Origin of the sequence: Streptococcus mitis (assembly GCF_047465045.1) — a bacterium.
Classification (GTDB): Bacteria; Bacillota; Bacilli; order Lactobacillales; family Streptococcaceae; genus Streptococcus; species Streptococcus mitis_DT.
Genome location: NZ_JASHAR010000005.1, coordinates 41,645 through 58,490, shown reverse-complemented (window position 1 = coordinate 58,490; position 16,846 = coordinate 41,645). Strand labels below are relative to the sequence as shown.

Below are 16,846 nucleotides of genomic sequence, written 5' to 3'. Positions count from 1 at the left end.
ATTTATGAACTTAGTTAAAAAATATACTCCGTTAATCCTTTTTATAGGGCTGGTTGCTCTTGTAATTCTGAATGCATCGAGCTTTATATCAGGAGCAATCTCTCTCTTTGATGTAATATCAACCTTGATTTATGGTGTTGTTATTGCTTTTGTGCTTAATGTTCCTATGAAAAAAATTGAACAGTACTTAGTTAAATTGAAGGTAAAGGCAGAGTTGCGTCGTCCGATTGCCATGGTACTTGTTTTCCTAGCTCTTATCTTAATCGTGATTGCTCTTTTGGTTTTGGTGCTGCCAACCCTAGCTCAGACTATTAGTCAGCTGGGAACAGTCCTTTCAACAGTCCTTACTCAACTTGGGAAATTGCTAGGCAGCTCGGAATTTGTAACCAAAGACATGTTGTCAACTATCGTATCAGGCATACAGGGACAATCTAGTTCTATTAGTCAAGCTTTGATAACCTTCTTATCCGGTCTGACTAGTAATATCGGCAATATTTTTTCAAGTATAATGAATGCCTTTTTGATTATAGTCTTCACCTTTTTATTTTTATCCAGTAAGGAACATTTGGCAGCGATGACGAGTCGACTTCTAAAAGTTTTTCTTCCAGAGAAGGTGGTGATAAAGTTGACTTACATTGGACAAGTAGCACTAGAGACTTATGACCAATTTTTGATGAGTCAGCTGATTGAAGCAGTTATCATAGGAGTTATGATAGCGGTTGGTTACAGCGTGTTTGGGATACCCTATGGAGTAATGACAGGTATCTTTGCAGGAGTGCTATCGTTCATTCCTTATGTAGGGCCTATGATTGCTTGTGTTGTGGGAGCGATTTTTATCTTCACAGTGAGTCCTACTCAAGCCTTACTTTCTCTTCTTCTATATCAAGTTATACAGCTGATTGAAGGAAACCTTATTTATCCTAGAGTTGTAGGTCAGTCTATTGGTTTGCCAGCTATTTTCACGCTTGCGGCTGCTAGTATTGGAGGGAATCTTTTCGGACTACTTGGAATGATATTCTTTACCCCCGTATTTGCTGTTATCTATCGACTGGTTAAAGAATTTGTCGTTGCAAAGGAAAATCAGGTAGATTAAGAAAAACTAAATTTAATAAGATATACTGAGAAGAGAGTGAGAGATTCTCTTCTCTTTTATTTTTAAATACTTTTCTACAAAAAGCTATTAGACGTTAAAAAAAGCCTTGGTTTCAAGGCTTATTTCTGTTGATTTAGATGTGCCCCCTGCAGGGCTCGAACCTGCGCCCCATAGCTTAAGAGTCTACTGCTCTACCAACTGAGCTAAGGAGGCAACAGAAAAAGCTGAGAATGTAACTTCCCAGCTATTTTAATATGCCCAAAATGGCAGCTAGATTATTTACGAAAGGCATCAAGGATATAGGTGAAACCAACAATTAAAAATGCAAAGGCAACGACATAAACGACAAAGACACTTGTAGCTACTGGATTGAACAAAATCACTAGACCTAGTAAAAATGCAAGCAACGCTATCCACATGATATGGTTGCCAATAATAGGGAAAATCAATCCCAGACGATTGCCTTTAAAGAAAGCTATAATGGCTTCTACAATTAACCAAATTCCTAAAATAGTTGGAATGACAACTGGCAGCGTCACAAAGCCATAGGTAACGAGGTAAAGAGCTAAGAGAAGATTAACAATCCCTTGGAAAAGATGAGCTGGTGAGCGAAGCTCTTTTGGTACAGAGAAATAGCCTAAAATAGCTGCTATAGAAGAAACCAGTAAACCAAATGCAATCCACCAGCTGTAAGCAACAAGATTAGCTACTGGGTTTGTAAATAGGAAAAGTCCTAAAAGGACAAAAACAACTCCTGCAAGGAATAGCAGTAAACGATTAGAAAATTTCATTTCAATACCCCCTATATAGTATAGTTTGATAATAAAAATATTATACACCTTTTTAGAGGAAATGTCAATAAACAAAATGGAAAATTTGGAAGTTTCAGTCTGATTCATGAAAAGAAAATCAGTTTTTATTATTTTGAAAATAAAAAGAGAAGATAAAATTTGTCTTCTCTACATGAAAATATTGTATGGCATCAAAGCAAAAGTAACTGGCTTTACACTATTTGTAAAGATGTAATTTGATTCAAAAAGAAAAGATAGATTTAAAATGTGGGACAAATGATGGGGTAAATCAGTTATAGACAAGCAAAAAAAGCCTTGATTTACAAGGCTTTTTCCTGTTGTATTTAGATGCCCCCTACAGGGATCGAACCTGTGACCCACGGATTAAGAGTCCGCTGCTCTGCCAGCTGAGCTAAGGAGGCAAAGAAAAAAGCTGTATTGGTGCCGAAACTTCACGGTTTGTATTGAACCCGCGCAATTAAGCAGGTGGGCAACTCGCTCTAACTGAAGCTGTTTCCGTGTGAGACGGCCTACATGCTGTTAGAAGACTTTTGTTTCCCTAATAATACAAAAAATAGTCGGTCAACACTTAAGTGTGAAGTCGTACACCACAGCGTTTCTATGTTTATATAATACCACTTTTTCAAAAAAAATCAAGAGGAAAGTGCAATTTTTTGAAAAGGATTTCAGATTTTTCGCAAACGGTCGATAGCTTCCTTTCTTTGAGCCAAAGCCCGTTCATATTTACCAGTATCTTCTGCTTGGAAATAGTGATGATTACGAATTTTTTCTGGTAGATAGTCTTGCTTGACCCAATTTCCAGGATAGTTGTGTGGATAGAGATAGTCTTGGGCATTCCCCAGTTCCTTGCTTCCACTGTAGTGCCCATCACGCAGGTGTCGCGGAATAGGCAAGTGCCCTGATGTTTTGAGGTCGGCAAGAGCCTTATTCATAGCTACATAGGCTGAGTTGGATTTTGGAGAAAGGGCCAAATCAATGACGACATTGGCAATGAGAATGCGGGCTTCTGGGAACCCAATCTTTTGGGCAGCATCCAGAGCAGTCACGGTGTGAATCTGAGCTTCAGGATTGGCTAAGCCGATATCTTCATAGGCGATAACAGTCAAGCGACGAGCGAGACTTGGCAAATCACCAGCCTCAATCAAGCGGGCAGCATAGTGGAGACTGGCATCAACATCTGAGCCACGGATAGACTTTTGCAGGGCTGAGAGGACATCGTAGTGTCCATCCCCATCTTTGTCCATGGTAATATAACTCCGCTGCAGGCTATTTTCCATGATATCCAAAGTTATATGGCGGATTCCCTTGTCATTTTCGGGGGTAGAGAGAACAGCCAAGTCCAGTGAGTTGAAGGCAGAACGCAGGTCTCCATTTGTAGAGGTGGCAATGAAGTCCAGCGCATCCTCATCTAGTTCTACTGGAAAATCAAAACCACGTTCAGGGTTATTTAGAGCTATCTGCAGGGCCTCTTTGACGTCTTGGTTAGACAGAGGTTCCAACTCAAAAATTTGAACGCGACTGCGAATGGCAGGAGTGACAGAGAAGAAAGGATTTTCAGTTGTAGCGCCAATCATGATGACCAGTCCACTTTCCAAGAGAGGCAAGAGGAAGTCTTGCTTGGTTTTATCTAGTCTATGAATCTCGTCAAGGAGTAGTACAAGTCCACCTGAAAATTTAGCCTCTTCCGCAATTTCTTGCAGTCGCTTTTTACTATCAACTGTCGCATTGAAAGTTCGAAAGGCATACTTAGTAGTCCCAGCGATGGCTGAAGCAATACTGGTCTTGCCGATGCCCGGAGGTCCGTAGAGAATCATGGAAGACAGACGGTTGGCTTCCACCATGCGACGGATGATTTTTCCAGGTCCGACCAGATGCTCCTGACCGATGACCTGGTCTATGGTTTTAGGGCGCATGCGAAGCGCGAGATTGTCTGGCATAGCAGTCCTTTCTAACGTGGATTTTCTGATACATATGTGGTAAGATGGTAGTATCTATTTTAGCATATTTCCGAGCAATCGGGGCGATTAAAGAGTCGCATAGAAAGAGGACAAAATGGCAACATACGGATTTTTAGATGTTTTAGAGGAAGAGTTGGAGAAGAATTTTCCCTTTGACTTTGAGATTAGTTGGGACAAGCGCAATCACGCGGTAGAAGTGAGTTTTCTATTGGAAGCGCAAAATGCTGCAGGTGTGGAGATGGTGGATGAGGACGGAGAGGTTTCGTCAGATGATATCCTCTTTGAAGAAGCAGTTCTTTTTTACAATCCTGCCAAGTCAACAGTCAATGAGGAAGACTATTTGACGGTCATTCCTTACCTGCCTAAAAAAGGTTTTTCCCGTGAGTTTTTAGCTTATTTTGCTCTATTCCTCAAAGATACTGCCGAGGTTGGACTAGATGCCCTTATGGACTTTTTGGAAGACCCAGAAGCAGAAGAATTTGTCATGGAATGGAACCAAGAAGTCTTTGAAGAAGGAAAAGTTGGATTGGAAGAGGGAGAGTTTTATCCTTATCCGAGATACTAGGAGTTGGTTGGAGGTTTTATGAAAAAAATTGGGACTTATTTGGTTTATGTGCTAGCCTTTGTCTTTATTATGCTAGCTTTTGCTTGTGGAACTATCGCATTTGCAGAGTTGGGGTATTCCGCAGTTTTAGCCTTCACTATTGGTTATTCCTTTGCTCTTCTAAGCATGTATTTAATTTTTATTCTTCATGAGCTGGGTCATGCTTTTTGTGGCTACTTGACAGGCTATCGGCTGGTGGCTTTTGGATTAGGACATTTTCTTTTGACCAAAAAGTCAGGCAGGTTTTATCTTAGTCGAACAGCCGTTATGAAAAATGTTGGTGCTCAGTATATTGGATTGAAAGAAGATGAAAGCGACCAAAGAATCATCCTGATGCTTTCAGGAGGCTTGATGGTTCATCTTAGCTTAATATTATTGGCGATATTGTTTGGATTTTTGACAAGAAGCTGGTATTTTGCTGGTACTTGGATTTTTCTTAATTTGTCTTTCTTCCTAAACAATGCTTTGCCAGTCGGTATCACCGATGGAGCAAAAATCTGGGAATTGCTACAACACCCTGAAAATACCAAATACGCCTACATGGTGTTGAGGCATTCTGCCCAGACCTTGTTAGCTCCTCAAGAATATGACTTGAAAGACTTTACCATGCCTGTTGATGAGGATGCGAGAGGGAGTTTTGCAGAAAGTGTTCAGACTCTTCAGGGATTGGTATTTATATTGGATGATAATATAGAGCTTGCAAAGCAACAGTTTCAGTCTGTGTTAGAGAAAACAGATAATCCAATGTCTAAAACTATTTCTCAAATATACCTTCTTCAAGTTGCTCTGATGGAAGGAGATAATAAGAAAGCGGAAGAATATGCAAGTATTCGAGGGGTCAAATCCTTTTTATCTATTAAAACAGCAGATATGCAGGTCATTCAAGCCTGGTATCAATTTAAGGTAAAGAAAGATGTAGTTCAAACTCACAAGGCTATGAAGATTGCTAGACATAAAATGAATAGCAGCCGGATGTTACGGGATGAGAAAATCTATTATCAAAACTGGTTAGCTGAGCTGGAAAAGGAATTAACCGAAGGAGTCTAATATGGAAATAGAGATTTCTGATTTCACAGGCTGTAAGATTGCTTTGTTTTGTGGAGATAAGCTTCTGACTATCTTACGCGATGATAAGGCAAGCATTCCCTGGCCCAATATGTGGGAACTGCCCGGTGGTGGACGTGAAGGTGATGAAAGTCCTTTTGAGTGCGCGGCGCGTGAAGTTTATGAAGAACTGGGAATTCATTTGACTGAGGATTGTCTACTTTGGGCGAAGGTTTATCCAAGTATGCTTTTTGCGGATAAACAATCTGTATTTCTAGTCGGTCTGTTGACACAGGAGCAATTTGACAATATCACCTTTGGTGATGAAGGACAGGGTTATCAGCTCATGAATGTTGAGGAATTTCTTAGTTCCAGTCAAGTTGTACCTCAGTTGCAGGATAGATTAAAAGATTATTTAAAAGTAAGTGATTAGAAAGGACGGTTCAGTTAAATTTCTAAACTGGACCCGCCCTAAACACTGTGCCAAAAAGATAAACTTCACGTAGACACAAGCGTCTTCAGAGAAGTTCCTATTTTGACTTTGTGTTTTACGGGCTTGGTATCTTAAATATGGAAACATGGCAAGAGTTAAAAGTTACAGTTAAGCGTGAGGGGGAGGAATTGGTTTCCAATCTCTTAATCGAGTTGGGAGCACAAGGTGTTGCGATTGAAGACAGCATGGACTATGTGGGAAATGTGGATCGTTTTGGAGAGATTTTCCCAGAGGTCGAGCAGCAAGAAGAAATCGTTGTGACAGCCTATTACCCTGATACGGTTGATGTAGCAACGGTTGAGGCAGATTTGCAGGCTCGTCTAGCAGAATTGACAGACTTTATGGATCTGGGTGAGGTCAAGATGGGGACGACTGCCTTGGCTGAGGAAGACTGGGCAGACAACTGGAAGAAATACTATGAACCAGCTCGCATCACTCATGATTTGACCATCGTGCCGTCGTGGACGGACTACGAGGCGACTGCTGGGGAAAAGATTATCAAGCTGGATCCTGGTATGGCCTTTGGAACTGGGACCCATCCAACCACTAAGATGAGCCTCTTTGCCTTGGAGCAGGTTCTTCGTGGTGGGGAAACAGTGCTAGATGTGGGGACTGGATCAGGCGTCCTCTCTATTGCTAGCTCGCTACTGGGTGCTAAGGAAATTTTCGCCTACGACCTAGATGATGTAGCGGTTCGTGTGGCTCAGGAAAATATTGAGCTCAACCCTGGCATGGAAAACATCCATGTAGCTGCAGGTGATTTGCTTAAGGGGGTTGAGATTGAGGCAGATGTCATTGTGGCTAATATCTTGGCGGATATTCTCATTCATCTGACAGATGATGCTTATCGATTGGTCAAGGATGAAGGCTACCTCATCATGAGTGGGATTATCAAGGACAAGTGGGACATGGTGCGCAAGTCGGCTGAGTCAGCTGGATTTTTCCTCGAAACTCACATGGTTCAAGGGGAATGGAATGCCTGTGTCTTTAAGAAAACCAAGGATATTTCCGGTGTGATTGGAGGCTAGCATGCAGCAGTATTTTGTAAAGGGTAATGCTACCTCGCCAGTCATCATCGAGGATAAGGAAACCAGCAAGCATATGTTTCAGGTAATGCGCTTGAAAGAAGATGATGAGGTTACTTTGGTCTTTGATGATGGAGTCAAGCGTTTGGCGCATGTGCTGGATGTGGAAGCTCGTCAGTTTGAGTTGGTCCAAGAACTAGATGACAATGTGGAACTGCCCGTTCAAGTAACCATCGCATCTGGATTTCCCAAGGGAGACAAGCTGGAGTTTATCACTCAAAAAGTAACCGAACTCGGAGCTAGTCAAATCTGGGCCTTCCCAGCAGACTGGTCAGTTGCCAAGTGGGATGGCAAGAAATTGGGTAAAAAGGTTGAAAAACTAGAAAAAATTGCCCTTGGAGCAGCAGAACAAAGCAAGCGTAATTTGGTCCCAAGTATCAAGCTTTTTGAGAAGAAAGGAGATTTTCTAGCCCAACTTGACCAATTTGACCGCATTGTAGTGGCTTATGAAGAGTCGGCAAAAGAAGGAGAAGCCGCTGCGCTTTTACAAGCAGTTAATGGACTCGAGAAGGGAGCCAAATTGCTCTTTATCTTTGGTCCAGAAGGTGGTCTGTCACCTGCAGAAATCGAAAGTTTTGAAGCTAAGGGAGCAGTCTTGGCAGGTCTTGGTCCTCGTATTTTGCGAGCAGAAACAGCACCGCTTTACGCCTTATCAGCCCTTAGTGTTTTATTAGAATTAGAGAAATAAGAGGAAGAAAATGGAACAAAAACACCGTTCAGAATTTCCAGAGAAGGAACTTTGGGATTTAACAGCCCTATACCAAGACCGTGAGGATTTCTTGCGTGCAATCGAGAAAGCTCGCGAAGACATCAACCAGTTTAGTCGTAATTACAAGGGGAATCTTCATACTTTTGAGGATTTTGAAAAGGCTTTTGCGGAACTGGAGCAAATCTACATTCAGATGAGCCATATTGGTAACTATGGCTTTATGCCTCAGACGACAGACTATAGCAATGACGAATTTGCCAACATTGCCCAAGCTGGGATGGAATTTGAAACAGATGCTAGCGTAGTCTTGACCTTCTTTGACGATGCCTTGGTGGAAGCTGATGAGGAAGTCTTGGATCGTTTGGGTGAATTACCTCATTTGACGGCGGCTATTCGTCAGGCAAAAATCAAAAAAGCCCACTATCTAGGGGCTGATGTGGAGAAGGCCTTGACCAATCTCGGTGAAGTTTTCTACAGTCCACAGGACATTTACACTAAGATGCGAGCTGGGGATTTTGAAATGGCCGACTTTGAAGTCAATGGCAAGACCTACAAAAACAGCTTTGTGACCTATGAGAATTTCTACCAAAACCACGAGGATGCTGAGGTTCGTGAGAAATCTTTCCGTTCCTTCTCAGAAGGTCTTCGTAAGCACCAAAATACGGCTGCAGCAGCCTATCTAGCCCAAGTCAAGTCTGAAAAACTATTGGCAGATATGAAGGGTTACGACTCTGTCTTTGATTACCTTCTGGCTGAGCAAGAAGTGGACCGTGCTATGTTTGATCGTCAGATTGACCTCATCATGAAGGATTTTGCGCCCGTTGCTCAGAGATACCTCAAGCATGTTGCCAAAGTAAATGGTCTTGAAAAGATGACCTTTGCAGACTGGAAATTGGACTTGGACAGCGCCCTTAATCCTGAAGTGACCATTGACGATGCCTATGATTTGGTCATGAAGTCAGTAGAACCTTTGGGGCAAGAATATTGTCAGGAAGTTGCTCGCTATCAAGAAGAGCGCTGGGTGGACTTTGCTGCCAATAGTGGCAAGGATTCTGGTGGCTATGCAGCGGACCCATATCGCGTGCATCCTTATGTTCTCATGAGCTGGACAGGCCGTTTGAGCGATGTCTATACTTTGATTCATGAAATCGGGCATTCTGGTCAATTCATCTTTTCTGACAACCACCAAAGCTACTTCAATGCCCACATGTCGACCTACTATGTTGAAGCACCGTCAACTTTCAATGAATTGCTCCTCAGTGACTACTTGGAGCACCAATCTGACGACCCACGTCAAAAACGCTTTGCCCTTGCTCACCGCTTGACAGACACCTACTTCCATAACTTTATCACTCACCTTTTGGAAGCAGCTTTCCAGCGTAAGGTTTATACACTGATTGAAGAAGGGGATACCTTTGGAGCAAGTAAACTCAACAGCATTATGAAGGAAGTTTTGACGGATTTCTGGGGAGATGCCATTGAAATCGACGACGATGCAGCTTTGACTTGGATGCGCCAAGCTCACTATTATATGGGATTGTATAGTTACACTTACTCAGCAGGACTAGTCATCTCGACTGCAGGTTACCTTCATCTGAAACATTCAGAAACTGGTGCTGAAGACTGGCTCAATCTCCTCAAATCAGGTGGTAGCAAGACACCACTTGAGTCAGCCATGATTATCGGTGCTGATATTTCAACAGACAAACCACTCCGTGATACCATTCAGTTCTTATCAGACACAGTTGACCAGATTATTGCCTACAGTGCCCAGTTGGGAGAGTAAGGGGAATAGAAAGGTTGTTCTAGAATGATGTTTATGGGTTTGTTAAGCGTCATTCTATTTAGCTTAGCTAAAAATGCCGTTGAAGGTCGTGGTGTTAAATTTGAACTTGCTGTAGAGTTGCTATTGATAGTTATTTGCTTCATTTTATATCAGATTGTATTTAATTGAGAATTCAATATTAAGTCATTTAAGGACAGCTTATTGAGAAATGTAAAGGTATTGAGCAAGTATCCTCCTAACTAATAATGAAAACTAATAAAAGAACCTGAGAACTATTTTGTCTCAGGTTTTTACTATTCAATTATTTAAGATAAGGTTTAATCTCGGATGCTATCATTTCTGCAAGTTTTACGGGTACGGCATTTCCAATTTGTCTATAGAGTGAATTTAGACTTCCATAGAATACAAAATCATCTGGGAATGTTTGTAAAATTGCACATTCTCTTGCTGAAAGTCGTCTAGTTTTATTGACATGAATTTCAGGAGAAGTTGCAGTAATAGTATCGCTTGGTCTATCCCAATTCGTAATCCGCAATGATTGCTCAAAACGAATAGGTTTTTCTACAAATGTAGTAACCACTTTATCATACTTATCATCAAATTTAAGAATTTCTTTAAGTTTCCACCAGTCACTCGGTTTAGGAATGCTTCCGGAATTGTTATCTTTTCTAAACCAGTGGCCCGCTGTATGTTTGTAACCAAAGTAATCGTCAATTTTTTTAGTTGTCCAATTAGATTTATCTCGATAATATCTTAAGTAATCACAAATTTCGTGTTGATTTACAGGATATTTTCTTCCAAAGAAAGTATCCTGTACTTTAGTAGATGCAATATGATTATAAATCGTTCTCCCATCAACAATAATATGATCTGCCACTTTCCCATTTTGTAATTCTACGTCTGATAAAAATCCAATTGCCTCTTCAGTGGTAATTGCATTAGGTAAATCAGGAAAAAGATTTAATTCATTATCAACTATGATTTTATGGGTTGGTTTTGGAAATGGATTTTCTATTCCTAGTCTATTTCCTATAATTATTACACGTTCTCTTGCTTGAGGAACTCCGTATTCAGCTGCGTTTAGTAATCGATAGTCGACCTTATATCCTAAGGACTCAAAATCTTTAACTATCATATCGATTACTTTACCTTTTTGCATAGATAATAACCCTTTTACATTTTCTGCAACAAAAAATTTAGGTTGCTTATCTTTAATTACTCGAAGTAATTCTAGGTAGAGGAAATTTCTATGGTCTTCCATATTTCTTTTGCTGTTGGCAATACTAAATCCTTGGCATGGGAAACCACCAATAACGACGTCAACATCTGTTCCAGGTATTTCGTTTGAATCAATTTGTGTAATATCTTCAAGTACAATATGATCGCCAATATTTTTTCTGTAAGTCTCGACAGCATCTTTTTGGAAGTCGTTAGCCCATAATATATTGAAGCCTGCATTCTTAAAACCTAAGTCCATACCTCCAGCTCCAGAGAATAATGAAATTAAATTATAATTACTCAATTTTGACCTCCTAAAGTAATCTAGATTTTAATTATATAATAGTTTTGAAAAAAATGCAACTCATGCACTTGATAGAAAGCGTTTTCTTTGTTATAATCTTATTGGAGGTGTATTTTATGTTATCAAATTTTGATATTGAAAAATTAGAAAGGAAGTATTTAAAAAAATTTTCCTTTTTTTTGAAGTATGTTGAAGATGAAATGATTGAAGGTTTTAATTCAAAAGAAAAAATTCGACCTGATTGGGCCCCTTTTTATGGTACGGGGAAAAAGAATCTTTCGGAGTTGGCCGTTGGTGCAGAAAGAATTGTTTATGCCTTGTTAAACGGGAGAGCCTTTGGGACTCCAAATTCTAACCCAGTATCTAGTGATATGTTCTTTGAGGTAGAGGATGCTTTCATTCATTTAGATATGAAAACAGTGGTAACTGATAATATTGGAGATATTAAAACAGTAATAACTATTGAAAAAAATCAGAATTCCTATGAGAGTTTTATTGAAAAACGGACTGGAACTAAAGAATACTATAAACCAAATCTTCCTCATTATTATTCATTTGGGACACCTGATGAGAAAGTATGTTTATCATTTTTTGTAGTAATTCTATCTAATTCAGTAACTCAAGAAGTTGAGATGGTATCGGTAATGTCAATGCCAAATGGTCAATTGCATTCTTGTTATGGGAATAAAGTTCTGGCAGCAGGGAAAACTCCAGAAGAAGCAAGATTTAAATTTTCCAATTGTAATAAGTTTGAAATTTTAAATAGAAATGATTCTAGAATAAATGTAACATATGTTAATCCTCAAATTTCACAAGCTATTACAAGTCAGTTGAAATTTTTCTTTGATACTAATGGTGTTTTAAAACCCCAATTTACTTCGTACATATAAATTTGAATTCTTAAAATATAGATCTGGATTTTTACTGAATAGCACATAATGGATATTTTTACTACACATTATCCCTATCCAAATGTGGGTAGGGTTTTCATTATTGAAAACTCGAATTAAGATTTTAACACTTTCTTTTAAATGTAATAGTTCAGCTTTTCTGCCACTGATATCATTATTGTTCTCTATATTGTAACAATGGTGTTTTATATGTCACAATGATCTTTGGATGTTGTTTTCTTTTGTAATTTTCATGGTTCTATCATATCAAAAGAAATTATATAATTACTCAAAAATTCTCAAATGATTAAAACCAACTCTAAACTATGTATACAGATTATAAACAAGCATTCTAAAATATATTACTGATACAAAAAGAGGCGGAGACAAAAAGATTTTGATTTTAGGAATTATTTATTATGAATTTTTAAAATCGATAGATTAGACAAAAAAGCGAACAAGACAGAATTCTGAGTGTCAGATAACTTGTTTTGTTCGTTTTTTATATTTAAAGTTATACTTTTTTTCCAACCTCTTTTTGTATATCTTAATGGAATTGCATACCACCATCAACGATAATGGTTTGTCCTGTAATGTAGTTTGAATCTGGTCCTGTAAGGAAGCTGACGGCAGCAGCCACATCTTCTGGTTCAGATAGACGTTTTAGAGTAATATCTTTTGCAAATGTCTGCATACCCCATTCGTCATCTTTTCCTGCATTTTTACCAACTTCATGAGCGATGTCGTACATCATTGGTGTTTTAACAATACCTGGTGCGTAGGCGTTAACAGTGATGCCTGAGTCTGCTAAATCACGTGCTAATGTTTGCGTAATTCCTCGAACAGCAAATTTTGTTCCACCATAAACAGTTAGATTTGGGTTACCGACTACACCAGCTTGAGAGGTTGCGTTGATAATTTTACCTCCGTGGCCAAGTGCTTTAAATTGTGCTTGTGCAGCTTGTGAACCCCAAATGACACCACCAACGTTGATACCGAAAGTGCGTGTAAATTGTTCCTCAGTGATTGTATCAAGAGGAGTAGTTGGAGCAACACCAGCGTTATTTACGACAACATTCAAATCACCAAAACGGTCAACAACCTGTTGAAATGCCTGAGCAACTTCAGCCTGTTTCGAAACATCGGCCACGACAGCGAAGGCATTTTCAGCTGATAATTCAGCAACAGCCTTTTCGGCTGTTTCGGGATTGTAGTCTAAGACTCCTACCTTAAAGCCATCTTGAACCAATCGTTTTGCGATTGCAAAACCGATTCCTTGACCTGCACCTGTGACAATAGCAACTTTAGACATATGATTCCTCCTTGGTATCCACGATACCATTCAAACGTTCATAAAAGAACAGCAAAGGTTTACAAATGAGCTTTTATAATGGGTTTTGTAACCCCTATCAAAACTACGCTATTAGTATACACCTTTGAAAAAAATGTTTCAAATAAACACTACCGTTTTTACAGAATTTTAACCTGAAATTTCCAATCAATTTTCTTGAAACCCTTTCCTACTTTTGATAGACTAGTATCTAGTTTTTGAAAAAAGGAGAAAGAAAATGAAAAAATTTGTTGCTGAATTAATCGGTACTTTCATGCTTGTGTTCATTGGGACAGGAGCTGTTGTTTTTGGAAATGGTCTTGATGGCTTAGGTCACCTTGGAATCGCCTTTGCCTTTGGTCTGGCAATCGTGGTTGCTGCTTACTCAATCGGAACTGTTTCAGGTGCTCACTTGAACCCAGCGGTTTCGATCGCTATGTTTGTAAACAAACGTTTGTCATCTTCGGAGCTTGTTAACTACATCCTTGGGCAAGTAGTTGGAGCTTTCCTTGCATCAGCTGCGCTATTCTTCCTCTTGGCGAACTCAGGGATGTCAACTACTAGTCTTGGTGAAAATGCCTTGGCAAACGGTGTCACTGTCTTTGGTGGTTTCTTGTTTGAAACAATCGCAACCTTCTTGTTTGTCTTGGTTATCATGACCGTGACTTCAGAAAGCAAGGGCAATGGAGCGATTGCTGGTTTGGTAATCGGTTTGTCCTTGATGGCCATGATCCTTGTGGGATTGAACATTACTGGACTTTCAGTAAACCCAGCTCGTAGCTTGGCTCCTGCTATCTTGGTAGGTGGCGCAGCCCTTCAACAAGTTTGGATTTTCATCCTTGCGCCAATCGTTGGTGGGGTTCTTGCAGCTCTTGTTGCGAAAAACTTCCTTGGAACAGAAGAATAATTGAAACTCAAAAAGCCTTGCTCCTCATCTCGAGGAACAGGGCTTTTTCGTATCTGTTTATATTCAATGAAAATCAAAGAGCAAACTAGGAAACTAGCCGCAGGTATACTTGAGTACAGCAAAGCGATGTTGACGCGGTTTAAAGAGTATTAACGGTTGTCAATTTTCTCTGGATAAAGGTCGTGTTGGAAGAGGCGTTGTTCTGCCAAGCCTTCATACTTAGTTCCAGGCTTACCGTAGTTGTAGTAGGGGTCAATTGAGATGCCACCGCGCGGAGTGAATTTTCCCCAGACTTCTAAATAGCGAGGGTCTAGCAAGTTGACCAAGTCTTTCCCGATGGTGTTGATACAGTTTTCGTGGAAATCTCCGTGATTTCGGTAGCTAAAGAGGTAGAGTTTGAGGGATTTTGACTCGACACAGAGCTTATCAGGAATGTAGGAAATATAGATAGTTGCAAAGTCTGGCTGAGCAGTGATTGGGCAAAGTGAGGTAAATTCAGGACAGTTAAATTTGATAAAATAGTCATTTTCCACATGACGATTGTCAAAGGATTCGAGGACTTCTGGTTGATATTCAAAAATGTAGTTGGTTTCTTTGTTGCCCAGTAGGCTAAGGTTTTTCATTTCTTCTTGTTGTGACATGATTTTTTCTTTCTAATCTTAAACACCACGTTGGTTGTCGTAGAGGAGGGTATGCAGTTGAGGAAGGACGCGGACATTGCCCCAGCTATCGTCGGCAGCGACTCGTTCCCAGAGTTCTTTGAGTCGGTCCAGTTGGTCTTGGACAATATTACCCGTAGCCTTGGGCTCAGGGTTTCCAGCCGATAAGAAGAGAACATCTGGTTGGTAGCGCTCTTGAATCCCTTTGGCAAAGGCCAAATCGGCATCGTCAAAGACAGGAATTTTAAAGGTGACCTTGTCTGGATCCAGTTGGGAAACGATAAAGTCCAAGGTCTCAAAGTTGACTTCCATCTTGGATGAAGGAGGTTTGGGACTCAGGGTGACTTGGTCGATGTCTTTCAACCAATTTTGCCAGCGGGAGCCTTGGGTCTCAACAGCCAGAGTGACACCGCGTTCCTTGAGCTTGGTGACCAATTCAGCCATGTTGGCTGCTAGGATAGCAGGATTTCCCCCAGATAGGGTGACATAGTCGTAGCTCCCCAATTTATCCAAGGCAGCAATGACCTCGTCAGCTGTCATACGAGTTGGTTTTTCAGAGCCATCCCAAGTAAAGGCAGAGTCGCACCAGTCGCAGTGGTAGTCGCAACCAGCAGTGCGGACAAACATGGTTTTTTGCCCGATTGCACGGCCTTCGCCTTGAAAGGTTGGGCCAAAAATTTCCAAAACTGGTAGTTTGAGGACACGTTCCCTAGTCATCTAACCACTCCCGTCTAAACTCTGCAAAGGCAGTTGGAGTCTCATAGAGGCGAACGTATTCCAAACGGAGACCGCGTTCATCTGGCAACTCTTGGTTCATGGTTTGGAAAATCCAGTAAACCATATTTTCAGCAGTCGTGTTCATATAGGGAAGAGTTTCATTGAGATAGCGATGATCCAAGTGGGGTTCTAAGTAGTTCTTGTAGATCGCTTTGATGTCTCCGAAATCGTAGGTCATGCCCCGTTCATCTAAAAATCCACTGACAGCAATCTGTAGATGGTAGGTGTGGCCGTGCAGGGATTTGCATTTTCCCTCATAGTGAAAGAGATGGTGGGCAGCATCGAAGGTAAACTCTTTTGATACCAAGGTTCTGTGAGAATTGTAGACAAGAGACTCCCCAGTTTCCTGTTTGATTTCTTTGGGTGCAAAAAACATTAGGCCTCTCCTTTCTGTGAGAGATAAACATCTAGACCATGTTGCCGTAGGTGGCAGGCTGGGCACTCTCCACAGCCACTTCCGATAATTCCGTTGTAGCAGGTTAAGGTCTTTTCACGAACATAGTCAAAGGCACCGAGTTGGTCAGCTAACTCCCAAGTTTCAGCCTTGTCTAGCCACATGAGAGGTGTTTGGATAACGAAGTCGTAATCCATGGCAAGGTTGAGGGTAACATTAAGGGATTTGACAAAGATATCTCGACAATCGGGGTAGCCTGAGAAGTCTGTCTCGCAGACACCTGTCACGATATCTTTAATGCCTCGTTGCTTAGCAAGAACTGCCGCAAAAGACAGAAAGAGGTGGTTGCGACCGTCAACGAAGGTATTGGGAACCTCCCCCTCTTTTTGCTCAATCTCTAGATCAGAAGTCAAGGCATTTTCAGTGATTTGCCCCAGCAGAGACATATCGAGGATATGATGACGAATCCCCTGTTCCTTAGCGATTTCTCTAGCGACTTCAATTTCGAGATGATGGCGTTGGCCGTAAGCGAAGGTAACAGCTTCGACTGCTTCATAGTGTTTTTTAGCCCAAAAGAGGCAGGTTGTGGAATCTTGACCGCCACTAAAGACGACCAAGGCAGATTGACGTTTCATAGTACTCCTTCCAAAATGGGAAATGTTCAGAGCACGCAAAAAGCTCCCTTGAGGGAGCTAAAAAATACCAAGTAGAGGTTTTTTTTAGCGATGGCATGTCCCAAACATCGTAATATTCTATTTACAGTCTAGCATATTTTTTGAAAAA

At 40.7% G+C, this 16,846-nt stretch carries 17 protein-coding genes and 2 tRNA genes; 9 read left to right on the top strand and 10 right to left on the bottom strand.

The annotated features are described in order from the left end of the window. Positions 1 to 4 precede the first annotated feature (4 nt). Entirely contained in the window at positions 5 to 1,093 is a 1,089-nt protein-coding gene (locus QM409_RS04360; RefSeq protein ID WP_414305162.1) for an AI-2E family transporter, read from the top strand. 140 nt (positions 1,094 to 1,233) lie between these two features. On the opposite strand, the gene QM409_RS04355 is transcribed toward QM409_RS04360, so the two are convergent. The 4 genes from QM409_RS04355 to QM409_RS04340 form a co-directional block, all read right to left on the bottom strand. Further along, positions 1,234 to 1,306: transfer RNA gene (locus tag QM409_RS04355), tRNA-Lys, on the bottom strand. 62 nt (positions 1,307 to 1,368) lie between these two features. Then, positions 1,369 to 1,884, bottom strand: a complete 516-nt coding sequence (locus QM409_RS04350) for a DUF308 domain-containing protein (RefSeq protein WP_414305163.1) — start codon at positions 1,882 to 1,884, stop codon at positions 1,369 to 1,371. A 349-nt stretch (positions 1,885 to 2,233) separates the two neighbouring features. Further along, a tRNA-Lys gene (locus QM409_RS04345) sits at positions 2,234 to 2,306 on the bottom strand. Between the two features lie 264 nt (positions 2,307 to 2,570). After that, entirely contained in the window at positions 2,571 to 3,842 is a 1,272-nt protein-coding gene (locus QM409_RS04340) for a replication-associated recombination protein A (RefSeq protein ID WP_261081959.1), read from the bottom strand. Positions 3,843 to 3,957: 115 nt separating this feature from the next. Between QM409_RS04340 and QM409_RS04335 the strand changes: the two genes are divergently transcribed. The 6 genes from QM409_RS04335 to pepF all read left to right on the top strand — a co-directional run bounded on the left by QM409_RS04335 (position 3,958) and on the right by pepF (position 9,584). Then, a complete protein-coding gene (locus QM409_RS04335) occupies positions 3,958 to 4,428 on the top strand; it encodes a DUF3013 family protein (RefSeq protein ID WP_000257122.1) in 471 nt (156 codons plus the stop codon). A gap of 18 nt (positions 4,429 to 4,446) precedes the next feature. Next, the gene (locus QM409_RS04330; protein WP_049543075.1) at positions 4,447 to 5,514 is read left to right on the top strand and encodes a M50 family metallopeptidase; all 1,068 of its coding nucleotides are present in this window, start codon (positions 4,447 to 4,449) and stop codon (positions 5,512 to 5,514) included. Between the two features lies 1 nt (position 5,515). Further along, complete coding sequence (locus tag QM409_RS04325; RefSeq protein ID WP_414305164.1) at positions 5,516 to 5,944, top strand: NUDIX hydrolase; 429 nt, start codon at positions 5,516 to 5,518, stop codon at positions 5,942 to 5,944. Between the two features lie 137 nt (positions 5,945 to 6,081). Beyond that, on the top strand, positions 6,082 to 7,032 hold the full coding sequence (gene prmA / locus QM409_RS04320) for a 50S ribosomal protein L11 methyltransferase (RefSeq protein ID WP_414305165.1): 951 nt from the start codon (positions 6,082 to 6,084) through the stop codon (positions 7,030 to 7,032). A gap of 1 nt (position 7,033) precedes the next feature. Then, positions 7,034 to 7,777 carry a 16S rRNA (uracil(1498)-N(3))-methyltransferase gene (locus QM409_RS04315; protein WP_001188174.1) on the top strand — a complete coding sequence of 248 codons (744 nt, stop codon included), beginning with the start codon at positions 7,034 to 7,036 and terminating at the stop codon, positions 7,775 to 7,777. Between the two features lie 10 nt (positions 7,778 to 7,787). Beyond that, positions 7,788 to 9,584, top strand: coding sequence for an oligoendopeptidase F (pepF, locus tag QM409_RS04310; protein WP_414305166.1), 1,797 nt, complete (start codon positions 7,788 to 7,790; stop codon positions 9,582 to 9,584). Positions 9,585 to 9,885: 301 nt separating this feature from the next. On the opposite strand, the gene QM409_RS04305 is transcribed toward pepF, so the two are convergent. Beyond that, positions 9,886 to 11,106 carry a DNA cytosine methyltransferase gene (locus QM409_RS04305; protein WP_414305167.1) on the bottom strand — a complete coding sequence of 407 codons (1,221 nt, stop codon included), beginning with the start codon at positions 11,104 to 11,106 and terminating at the stop codon, positions 9,886 to 9,888. A 116-nt stretch (positions 11,107 to 11,222) separates the two neighbouring features. Between QM409_RS04305 and QM409_RS04300 the strand changes: the two genes are divergently transcribed. Further along, positions 11,223 to 11,996 (top strand): hypothetical protein, encoded by a 774-nt coding sequence (locus QM409_RS04300; protein ID WP_414305168.1) that lies wholly within the window; start codon positions 11,223 to 11,225, stop codon positions 11,994 to 11,996. A gap of 547 nt (positions 11,997 to 12,543) precedes the next feature. Here the strand turns inward: QM409_RS04300 and QM409_RS04295 are convergent. Beyond that, positions 12,544 to 13,308: a (S)-acetoin forming diacetyl reductase gene (locus tag QM409_RS04295; RefSeq protein WP_414305169.1), complete on the bottom strand. Its 765-nt coding sequence runs from the start codon at positions 13,306 to 13,308 to the stop codon at positions 12,544 to 12,546. A gap of 256 nt (positions 13,309 to 13,564) precedes the next feature. Here QM409_RS04295 and QM409_RS04290 point away from each other — a divergent pair, with 256 nt between their 5' ends. Beyond that, positions 13,565 to 14,233: an MIP/aquaporin family protein gene (locus tag QM409_RS04290; protein WP_414305170.1), complete on the top strand. Its 669-nt coding sequence runs from the start codon at positions 13,565 to 13,567 to the stop codon at positions 14,231 to 14,233. Positions 14,234 to 14,382: 149 nt separating this feature from the next. Here the strand turns inward: QM409_RS04290 and queF are convergent, their stop codons facing one another. The 4 genes from queF to queC are packed head-to-tail and all read right to left on the bottom strand — an operon-like array spanning position 14,383 to position 16,698. Continuing rightward, positions 14,383 to 14,874 (bottom strand): preQ(1) synthase, encoded by a 492-nt coding sequence (queF, locus tag QM409_RS04285; RefSeq protein WP_000082587.1) that lies wholly within the window; start codon positions 14,872 to 14,874, stop codon positions 14,383 to 14,385. Between the two features lie 18 nt (positions 14,875 to 14,892). Further along, on the bottom strand, positions 14,893 to 15,609 hold the full coding sequence (gene queE, locus QM409_RS04280) for a 7-carboxy-7-deazaguanine synthase QueE (RefSeq protein ID WP_084852497.1): 717 nt from the start codon (positions 15,607 to 15,609) through the stop codon (positions 14,893 to 14,895). Next, positions 15,602 to 16,045 (bottom strand): 6-carboxytetrahydropterin synthase QueD, encoded by a 444-nt coding sequence (gene queD / locus QM409_RS04275; RefSeq protein WP_061759259.1) that lies wholly within the window; start codon positions 16,043 to 16,045, stop codon positions 15,602 to 15,604. The genes queE and queD overlap by 8 nt, the downstream gene beginning before the upstream one ends. Further along, on the bottom strand, positions 16,045 to 16,698 hold the full coding sequence (gene queC / locus QM409_RS04270; RefSeq protein WP_414305171.1) for a 7-cyano-7-deazaguanine synthase QueC: 654 nt from the start codon (positions 16,696 to 16,698) through the stop codon (positions 16,045 to 16,047). Before queC ends, queD begins: the two co-directional genes overlap by 1 nt. Positions 16,699 to 16,846: the final 148 nt, after the last annotated feature.

Excerpts from the sequence above, each read along its gene's own strand:
- QM409_RS04360 (WP_414305162.1), top strand. The coding sequence starts at position 5 with ATGAACTTAGTTAAAAAATATACTCCGTTAATCCTTTTTATAGGGCTG.
- QM409_RS04350 (WP_414305163.1), bottom strand. The coding sequence starts at position 1,884 with ATGAAATTTTCTAATCGTTTACTGCTATTCCTTGCAGGAGTTGTTTTT.
- QM409_RS04340 (WP_261081959.1), bottom strand. The coding sequence starts at position 3,842 with ATGCCAGACAATCTCGCGCTTCGCATGCGCCCTAAAACCATAGACCAG.
- QM409_RS04335 (WP_000257122.1), top strand. The coding sequence starts at position 3,958 with ATGGCAACATACGGATTTTTAGATGTTTTAGAGGAAGAGTTGGAGAAG.
- QM409_RS04330 (WP_049543075.1), top strand. The coding sequence starts at position 4,447 with ATGAAAAAAATTGGGACTTATTTGGTTTATGTGCTAGCCTTTGTCTTT.
- QM409_RS04325 (WP_414305164.1), top strand. The coding sequence starts at position 5,516 with ATGGAAATAGAGATTTCTGATTTCACAGGCTGTAAGATTGCTTTGTTT.
- prmA (WP_414305165.1), top strand. The coding sequence starts at position 6,082 with ATGGAAACATGGCAAGAGTTAAAAGTTACAGTTAAGCGTGAGGGGGAG.
- QM409_RS04315 (WP_001188174.1), top strand. The coding sequence starts at position 7,034 with ATGCAGCAGTATTTTGTAAAGGGTAATGCTACCTCGCCAGTCATCATC.
- pepF (WP_414305166.1), top strand. The coding sequence starts at position 7,788 with ATGGAACAAAAACACCGTTCAGAATTTCCAGAGAAGGAACTTTGGGAT.
- QM409_RS04300 (WP_414305168.1), top strand. The coding sequence starts at position 11,223 with ATGTTATCAAATTTTGATATTGAAAAATTAGAAAGGAAGTATTTAAAA.
- QM409_RS04295 (WP_414305169.1), bottom strand. The coding sequence starts at position 13,308 with ATGTCTAAAGTTGCTATTGTCACAGGTGCAGGTCAAGGAATCGGTTTT.
- QM409_RS04290 (WP_414305170.1), top strand. The coding sequence starts at position 13,565 with ATGAAAAAATTTGTTGCTGAATTAATCGGTACTTTCATGCTTGTGTTC.
- queF (WP_000082587.1), bottom strand. The coding sequence starts at position 14,874 with ATGTCACAACAAGAAGAAATGAAAAACCTTAGCCTACTGGGCAACAAA.
- queE (WP_084852497.1), bottom strand. The coding sequence starts at position 15,609 with ATGACTAGGGAACGTGTCCTCAAACTACCAGTTTTGGAAATTTTTGGC.
- queD (WP_061759259.1), bottom strand. The coding sequence starts at position 16,045 with ATGTTTTTTGCACCCAAAGAAATCAAACAGGAAACTGGGGAGTCTCTT.
- queC (WP_414305171.1), bottom strand. The coding sequence starts at position 16,698 with ATGAAACGTCAATCTGCCTTGGTCGTCTTTAGTGGCGGTCAAGATTCC.